General features: G+C 53.6%; 6 protein-coding genes. All 6 read left to right on the top strand.

All coding sequences use genetic code 11. From position 1 onward, the window contains the following. A partial coding sequence (locus tag HP459_RS19305) for a tape measure protein (protein ID WP_171936665.1) occupies positions 1-1,893 on the top strand: 1,893 nt, incomplete at its 5' end. Then, positions 1,893-2,390, top strand: coding sequence for a hypothetical protein (locus HP459_RS19300; protein ID WP_013095994.1), 498 nt, complete (start codon positions 1,893-1,895; stop codon positions 2,388-2,390). The genes HP459_RS19305 and HP459_RS19300, both read left to right, overlap by 1 nt. Then, entirely contained in the window at positions 2,390-2,860 is a 471-nt protein-coding gene (locus HP459_RS19295) for a hypothetical protein (RefSeq protein WP_045288362.1), read from the top strand. Before HP459_RS19300 ends, HP459_RS19295 begins: the two co-directional genes overlap by 1 nt. Further along, entirely contained in the window at positions 2,823-3,239 is a 417-nt protein-coding gene (locus HP459_RS19290; RefSeq protein WP_233156203.1) for an NlpC/P60 family protein, read from the top strand. Before HP459_RS19295 ends, HP459_RS19290 begins: the two co-directional genes overlap by 38 nt. Beyond that, positions 3,226-5,703 carry a host specificity factor TipJ family phage tail protein gene (locus HP459_RS19285; RefSeq protein WP_169441167.1) on the top strand — a complete coding sequence of 826 codons (2,478 nt, stop codon included), beginning with the start codon at positions 3,226-3,228 and terminating at the stop codon, positions 5,701-5,703. Before HP459_RS19290 ends, HP459_RS19285 begins: the two co-directional genes overlap by 14 nt. A gap of 58 nt (positions 5,704-5,761) precedes the next feature. After that, entirely contained in the window at positions 5,762-7,816 is a 2,055-nt protein-coding gene (locus HP459_RS19280; protein WP_169441165.1) for a hypothetical protein, read from the top strand. Positions 7,817-7,853: the final 37 nt, after the last annotated feature.

Genomic DNA, 7,853 nt, shown 5'->3' with positions numbered 1-7,853 from the left:
ATAGGTCGCATTGGCGGATCCTCGGCAGAAGAAATGGCGAATGCTCTTCGTCAGTTCGGCCAGTCAATTTCCTCCGGTACGGTTCGGACGGAGGAGTTCAACTCCATCCTTGAGCAAATGCCGGAACTGGCGCGCCAGATTGCCGCCGGGATGGGTGTAAGCATCGGAGAGCTTCGTCAGCTCATGCTGGACGGGAAACTGACGGCAGAAGATGCTCTCAACGCCATTCAGAAGCAAACCGGCTCAGTGAATGCAGAGTTCGAGAAACTACCGCGCACGCTTTCACAGGCTAATACCGCGCTGACAAACTCATTCCTGTCGATGATTGACTCTGTTAACCAGGCGACTGGAGCAAGCACAGGGCTGGTTGCGGTTATCGATTCAATGACTGCTGCACTCGACCGGCTGGTGGGTAAAGCGGCGTCGGCAGATGCTCAGATATCGGATCTGAACAGCACCGCTGAAATGTTTACTCGCCGCGCGCGCACCTGGTCATGGCTTGGGCTTGATGGCTGGGAGGCGCAAAACAACGCTCTGGCCGGGCTGAGCAATAAAGCCGCCATGCTGGTTGGCGACCTGGACGCTGTGTCCAAAGCATCACAGACCGCGGCTAACACAAAGCCGATCGAGATTAAAAGGACCGCCTCAGCTACTGGCAGCAAAGCGAAAGGCGGAAAGTCTGCGGCACAGAAAGAAGCTGAGCAATACGCTAAAGCTCAAGAATCTGTTAATCAAAAGCTGGATGAACTGAGGCAGAAGGCCGAGCTGTCAGCTGGCAGTGTCGGTGAACTGTCCAGAGCGCAGGCCGTGCTTAATGCGCAACAGTCTCTCGGTAACACAGCCACGCAGGAACAACTTCTGCTGGCCGGGCAACTGGCAGGAAAAGCCTGGGACAATGCCAACGCATTGCGTGAGCAAGCCAAGGCTGAACGGGAGCGCACAGAGGCTGCCAATAAGTTCAGTACCATCCAGGGTAAAACCAGCAAAACTGCCGGGCTGGATAGCCAGCATCAGAAAGACATTGCTGACATCCAGCTTTACGCCCAACTTTACCCGCAGAAGATCGGGGAGGCTGAGGCAGCGCGTGCCGCTATCGAGCAGCAGTATCGTGATCAGCGTAACGCTGCGATGTGGGAAGAATGGGCGCAACAGAATGCTGCCACGCAGGCAGCGGCGGCGGCATTTACCGCATTCGGCAATAATGCCTCTAACACTCTGACTGGCCTTATCACCAAAAGCATGGACGCTGAAGAAGCGGCTAAATCTTTAGGAAGAACTGTTTTAAATAGCCTGGTAAACACATTTGTGCAGATGGGCGTCGAGTGGGTTAAGTCGGCCATTATGGGCCAGGCGGCCACTACCGCGGCGGTTGCAGCATCCACCACCGCACAGGCGGCAGGCATCGCAACCACGACAGCGACTTCGACGGCTGCGGCTGCGGCTACTACGGCGGCATGGACTCCAGCGGCCATCATGTCCTCCGTGGCTTCATTCGGTGGCGCAGTGGCTATTGGTCTCGGCGCGATGGCTGGCATCCTGGCTTTGTCTGGCAAGCGTAAGAATGGCGGCCCGGTGAGTGCAGGCGGGATGTATCAAGTCGGCGAAGGGGGCATGCCTGAGATTTACCAGGCCAGCACTGGTAAGCAGTACATGATTCCTGGTGATAACGGTCGGGTGATCAGCAACAAGGAGATGACTGCCGGCGGAGGTGGAGGGGTGGTAATAAACATCCAGAACTACACGTCATCCTCGGTCGATGCGCAGGCTGGTACGGATGCTAATGGCGGAGTGACGGTGGATGTAATTGTCGCCGACCTGAACAACGGCGGCCCAATCAGTAACGCCATAACCAGCAACATGAACGTTAAACGCACGCCAAGGGGGCAGGGCTGATGCCAATTATCGACTATCCCGACTGGCTGCCGCTGGCGCAGAAGGCCAGCAAAAACATGACGCTCGATACCGGGTTCCAGACCGATCAGCCAGCGGTCGGCCCGGCTATCTTCGAGAATCAAACCGACGACCTGAAAGTGACCTGGTCGCTGACGTGGATCTTCACTCTGGCTGAGGAGCGAGCATTCCAGCAGTGGTTGCGCAGCCCTAACTATCTCAACCGGGGCCTGAACTGGTTCCGGATGAATATCAATCTTGGCGGCAGTGGCCTGCAATTGCAGGAGCTTCACTTCACGCAGATGCCAGTCCAAACCAGTATCGACGGTGGGGTGGTGACCTGGACGGGGACCGTTATTGCGAACCACCTCTATAACGCTGACGACGAGTTTGACGACATAATTGTTGAGCTGCCTCCACCGTGGGATTCGTGGCTGGATATCGTTGTCACGGGTTATCCTGACGGGCGCGACCCGGAATCTTTACCGAGAGTGCCGTGATGCCTACCTTCAGAGCTTATAAGCAGCAGCGCCCGACGCGCGGACTGTACGACACCATCACGTTCTACCATCCATCCTTCGGCTATGTCCGCCTGGTCGATAAGCAGTTCTTCCCGAAGACGCTTGGCGGCCAGACGTACACACCCGCCCGTTTTGAAATCGAAGAGAGCCAGCAGAGCGGTACGCCGGTGATCGATGCGACGGTGAAGTTAGGGCGGCTGTCGTCGGACATCAAAGCGCTGATGAAGCAGTGGAAGGGCGCGGCCCGGCTAACAGCTATCACGGCCACCCGGCAGATCTTCGACAGCGGAGACGTGTCTGTGCCGATTAAGTCCTGGCAGCTTTACGTAAAGACGGTAGATATCGATGCCGACGCCGCATCGGTCACTCTGTCTGTCACCAACCCTCTAAACAACAACATCGGAAGGCTCTATGACCCAACGGAATACACTGGCCTTCAGTACCTCTGATTTTATCAGCAGGATGATCGGCGTGCCGTGGGCTAACCGGGCCTGTTCGTTCGAAAAGGTGGATTGCTGGGGGCTGGTGGTGCTGTATTACCGGCACGTCCTCGGCATTGAGTTGCACCAGACACCGGACTACGAAGCCGGGGCGGACTTCTTCACCTGCTATCAGGGTGACGTTGTTTTCTGGCGCCAGGTCGATAATCAGGTCGAGGGCGGGATATTCGTCGGGTACCGCGGCGCGCAACCGGCGCATGTTGGGCTGGTGCTTAACAGGCAGGCGCTGCATTCACGCGGCGAGAACGGAAGCGTACGCATGGACTCGTTGCTGGTCATTCAGCGGGCATTCACCAAAGTGGAGTTTTTCGAATATGGCGCTGGTTGAGATATCGAATTTTCCAGGAACGTCTAAGCTGCGTTGCAGGGTGCCAAGCGGCACCCTTTTTTATGACTGGCTGGCGGCCAATGATGCTACCTTTCACCGCGATCTGCTGATCGTCCGCAACGGCGTAAAGCTGGGCGACGATGATGAGTTGGCGTTTGAGTTGAGCGAGCTGGACCATATCCAGATATTCGACCAGCCAAAGGGCATTGTCGGCGACATCCTGAGCCCGATCTTTAAAGTGGTTGGTCAGGTATTTGCGTTCCTGGCGCCGAAGCCGGCAATCGCGAACAACGGCGGTAATACCGTCGACTCACCGAACAATAGCCTGACCGGTCAGACAAACACGGCGCGCGTTTACAAGGCCAAGCCGGACATTTGCGGGCAGATTCGTTCGTTCCCGGATCTGATTCAGGAGTCGGTGTTCGAATACGTGCACCAGACGTCTACCGACGGCGGCCTGAAGTACGTTACAGAGTGGATGTGCATCGGAATCGGTAAATACGATTACGAGTCGGTGCGCTACTCAGAATCAAGCCTCGGCTCTCTGGCCGGTGCTGAATTCCAGTTCTTCCAGCCTGGCGAAGTAATCCCGCAGATCGTCGAAGGTTACGGATTCGATGACGTTGACGGTCAGGAAGTTCCCGGTCAGAACGAAGCCAGCGACTTCCCGATCGAAACAGCAACGGCAAACACGGTTGTCAGCGGAACGTATTCCGGCGGACAGATAGCGATGAAAATCGTCAAGCAGTCTGAGTTTGACTATTTCATGGGGCTGGTGCTGCCGCACGCGGTGACTTTCACCATCAACGTGACGTACAGCACGGCCTCCGGAACCGTTACTACCGATGCTACATTCTCCGGCACGCTGATCTCCGCCGTTGAAACAAACGACGGCGCGGTTGTTAACCCGGTGCGCTGGTACACGTTTACGATGAACCAGCTGGAGGGTCCGCAGGACATCCCGGCGAATGCCACGATCAACACCACGAAATTCGTCCTCAACGATAACGAGGCACTGGTGGTTGGGCCGTTCTTTTCCCCGGTCGAGTCAACGCAGCTGTGGCTGCATACTCAGTCCAGCCTCGGCGGGAAGAAAGAGACCAACTGGAAGGTTGTCATCTGGAAAATCGACGACGACTACAACCAGGTGCCGGGAACGCAGCAGACGTTTACATACAGGCAGACGACGCCGCATCAGTCGACGAGTGAGGTGTTTTATCGAACTGACAAGATCACTCCGACCGGCGGCTTCGGGAAATACGCGGTCAGCTTCCAGCGCACGGATAACTCCGGCGACGCGTCACTGCTCAAGGTCGAAGAGATCCACAGCATCAACATCAGGACAAACGTCGTTCACCCTACCGACACGCTTGTGCGAGTAAAAGTCCGGGCGACAGAGAACGCTCTTGGCAGCCGCGAGCGCAAATATAACGCACTGGTGACGCGCCACACCATTACGTACGACCTGGACACGCAGACGGTTGATTACACCCTGAGGCCGTCGCGCTCGTTCGCTGATGCAGTGGCTCACACCTGGCTGATTATGGGCGAGCAGCCGGTAAGCAGCATTGACCTTTACGGTCTGTACTCTATTGCTGAAAGCCTGCCTGACGAGCGTCTGGGCTACTTCGACTACACGTTTGACGACGAGAACGACTCACTGGGCGACCGCGTGCAGGCGATCTGCAATGCGGCGTCGGTGGTGGCGTACTGGGATGACGGCGTGCTGACGTTTGCCCGTGATCAGAAGGTTGACTACCCGGCGGCAGTATTCAACCGGGCCAACATGAAGACTGACGAGTACAAAATGACGTACGAAGCTACTCTTCCAGGCGGTTATGACGGCGTGCAGGTGTCCTACGTTCACCCGACCACGAACAATAAGACGTACATCAACTACCGCGTGCTGAACGGCGCTATCGTTGAACAGGAAGCGGAGAACCCGAACAAGCTGGAGATCGTCGGCTTCCGTAATGAGTATCAGGCCCGGGAGCGAGCTCTGCGCGAAACCAAACGCCTGATCTACTCGCGCGTGAAGATGAACGCCAAAGTGTTTGAGGACGGCATTATCCAGGTCGGTAGCGTCATTCAGATGCCCGACATCTACGACAGCAACCAGCAGGGTGGTTACGTCACCGGCCGCTCCGGGAATGATTTCGATACCAGTGAGCCGATCACCTTCACCGGTTCGATGTATGTCCTTGTCACCGACAGCTTGGGTAACCCGACGCTGCGTTATCCGGCGACGGCCCGCACCGACACCAAGTACGGCTTCACTGCGGCAATACCCGACATTCAACTCAATATCTGGAACGGAGACACTGTACAGCTCCCGTCACGCTACCTCATAGCAACGGTGGAGGAGCTGAACAGCCAACTATGGACGGTCAATAGCATCAAGCCGAACACAGATAACACGGTATCTCTGACCGTCGCGGAATATAGCGACGCCATCTACCAATAAAAACCGTCCCCGACCAACCAGACCCGGCCACCGTGCCGGGTTTTTTTATGGAATCAATATGGCTACGCAACCTACTAATTTGTCTGTCCCTAGCGAATCACCACGCGATCTGAAGTTTAATGCGGGAAAAATTGACGAGTTCGTTACGTCCTTTTCTCAATGGTACGTAGACCGCTTCGGTGTGCAGCATTACACGATTGAAGGGCTGAAACAGCTAGTCTTGCAGCAGATCTACAATCTTGGTTGGAACCTTAAAGGTACATTCCAGGGTGGCGGAACGGTGACGGCTGCCGGTGACCTTTTGCAGGACACGACAACATTAATCTGGTATCGCTGGGATGATCTTTCTACTCTCCCAAAAGATGTACCTTCTGGATCTACGCCTGCTTCCGCTGGAGGCACTGGCCCAGGAAAGTGGCAACCAGTAGAAGTTTCTGATGTGCTGAGGAAAGACCTGTCTGCGGCTGATGGTTTTAAATTAATAGGCCGCTGCGCGACGGTAACGGCCCTGCGACTGGTTGAACCGACCATCAATAAGCAGATGATCAGCCTTGTAGAGTATGCATCTGGTACTGGGTATGGTGGCGGCATTTTGTGGTATGACAACACAGATACAACTAGCGCTGATAATGGCGTGGATGTATTTGTTACTGCTGGCGGCAAGCGCTGGAAGCGCCTCACTTCCCGCATAACGTTACTTGACGCCGGAGGTGTGCCTGGCACGGACAGCAGCGTTGCATTGCAGCGTCTGGTTGATGCCAAGAAAGGGAAGTTGGTTGTCATTCCAGAGGGAGAATTTATCGTTGCAGGTATCACGCTCAATAACAGTAGCTATAACAACACGCGCTTTCAGTGTGAGGGCATGCTGAAGTTAAAACAACGAACTTCCACTTCTGAAAACAATGCCGGAATGCCAGCTTACATGGGCATCTTATTGAAAGATGTTTTCGATGTTACAGGGCATCTCAGATTCGATGGGCAGAGAACTCTACAGCCAGATGAGGAGCACATTTATTGTGTCGGCATAGCAGGTGGTGGGCGGTTCGACTTCACTCATGAAATTAAAGATATTAAAGGCGACGGATTTTATGTTTCTCAATCTGACTGGTTGTCAAATAGTGCCATTACTAATGGCCTGCGCCTAAGAGGAACGATTTCCAACGGTGTTATTGACGGCCGTAACGCCATCTCAGTTATCAGCTGCAAAAACTTCAATATTGATGTCTCTATCAATAATGTTGGCGGCATAGTAGGCGGGGTTCAGCAGCCTGGCGGAGTTGATTTGGAGCCTAATTTCGACTATCAAATTATTGATAGCGGTTTCATTAATATAGTTGCAGATAATAGCGCATTTGGAGTATGCATATTAGGTAAGTCGTATAATGTCAATAATCTTAAAATCAAGGCCATCCTTAGTAATAACTGCAAACCATATCTGACACGTTTCAAAAATTGCGACATTGATATTCAAAATAAAGATGGAGGGGTTGCTGCTGAAGTTGATACATGTGTGGATAGCAAGATCAAAATTCGACACCATAATTGCAATTCTGGTGCTATTTACGGCTTTAACGGGCAAGTATTGGGATGTGAGATTGAGACAATCGGGACGCAGTGGAAGGATTCAGTTGCAGGACATTACGACATTCAATCATGTATATTTAAGGTTTCAGCTTATGATTGCCTGGGCACAGGCACTGGGTTCGCCTGGATCATCGGCATTCCTAATGGGAAAACATCAGCGTACATACCTGCGTATAATCGTTACAGTATTGACTGCCCAAGGCAGACCAATGCAGTGTATGCAATTCGTAACGCAAGCAATCTTGTATTAACCCGGTGTATTCTCTGTAACAGCAATCTTGGTGGATGGAATAACTGGGGGGAAGCAGTACTTGGTCAGGTTGCGAACGTTATTGAAAGTACAATATGTAACACTCTCAGCAGTTCAAACGCCATGCCAGGTTCTGGTTATTATCCCCAGGGAGTTATCGTTAAAGCAAACTCTAATACGGTTACCTCAGGGCAGGTGCTCTATGGATGGCTGAGACTAACAACAAGCAATAGTCACATTTTAGATACAGACTGGAAAGCCGTGAAATTTTTGTGGTGAAACAGGCCCCTGACGGGGCCTGTTTTGTTATTTGCAT

Source organism: Enterobacter sp. CM29 (assembly GCF_013179605.1).
In the GTDB taxonomy this organism is placed as follows: Bacteria; Pseudomonadota; Gammaproteobacteria; order Enterobacterales; family Enterobacteriaceae; genus Enterobacter; species Enterobacter intestinihominis.
This window is presented reverse-complemented; position numbering and strand designations above follow the sequence as displayed.

Coding starts and splice junctions, on each gene's coding strand:
- HP459_RS19295 (WP_045288362.1), top strand. CDS start 2,390: ATGCCTACCTTCAGAGCTTATAAGCAGCAGCGCCCGACGCGCGGACTG.
- HP459_RS19290 (WP_233156203.1), top strand. CDS start 2,823: ATGACCCAACGGAATACACTGGCCTTCAGTACCTCTGATTTTATCAGC.
- HP459_RS19300 (WP_013095994.1), top strand. CDS start 1,893: ATGCCAATTATCGACTATCCCGACTGGCTGCCGCTGGCGCAGAAGGCC.
- HP459_RS19280 (WP_169441165.1), top strand. CDS start 5,762: ATGGCTACGCAACCTACTAATTTGTCTGTCCCTAGCGAATCACCACGC.
- HP459_RS19285 (WP_169441167.1), top strand. CDS start 3,226: ATGGCGCTGGTTGAGATATCGAATTTTCCAGGAACGTCTAAGCTGCGT.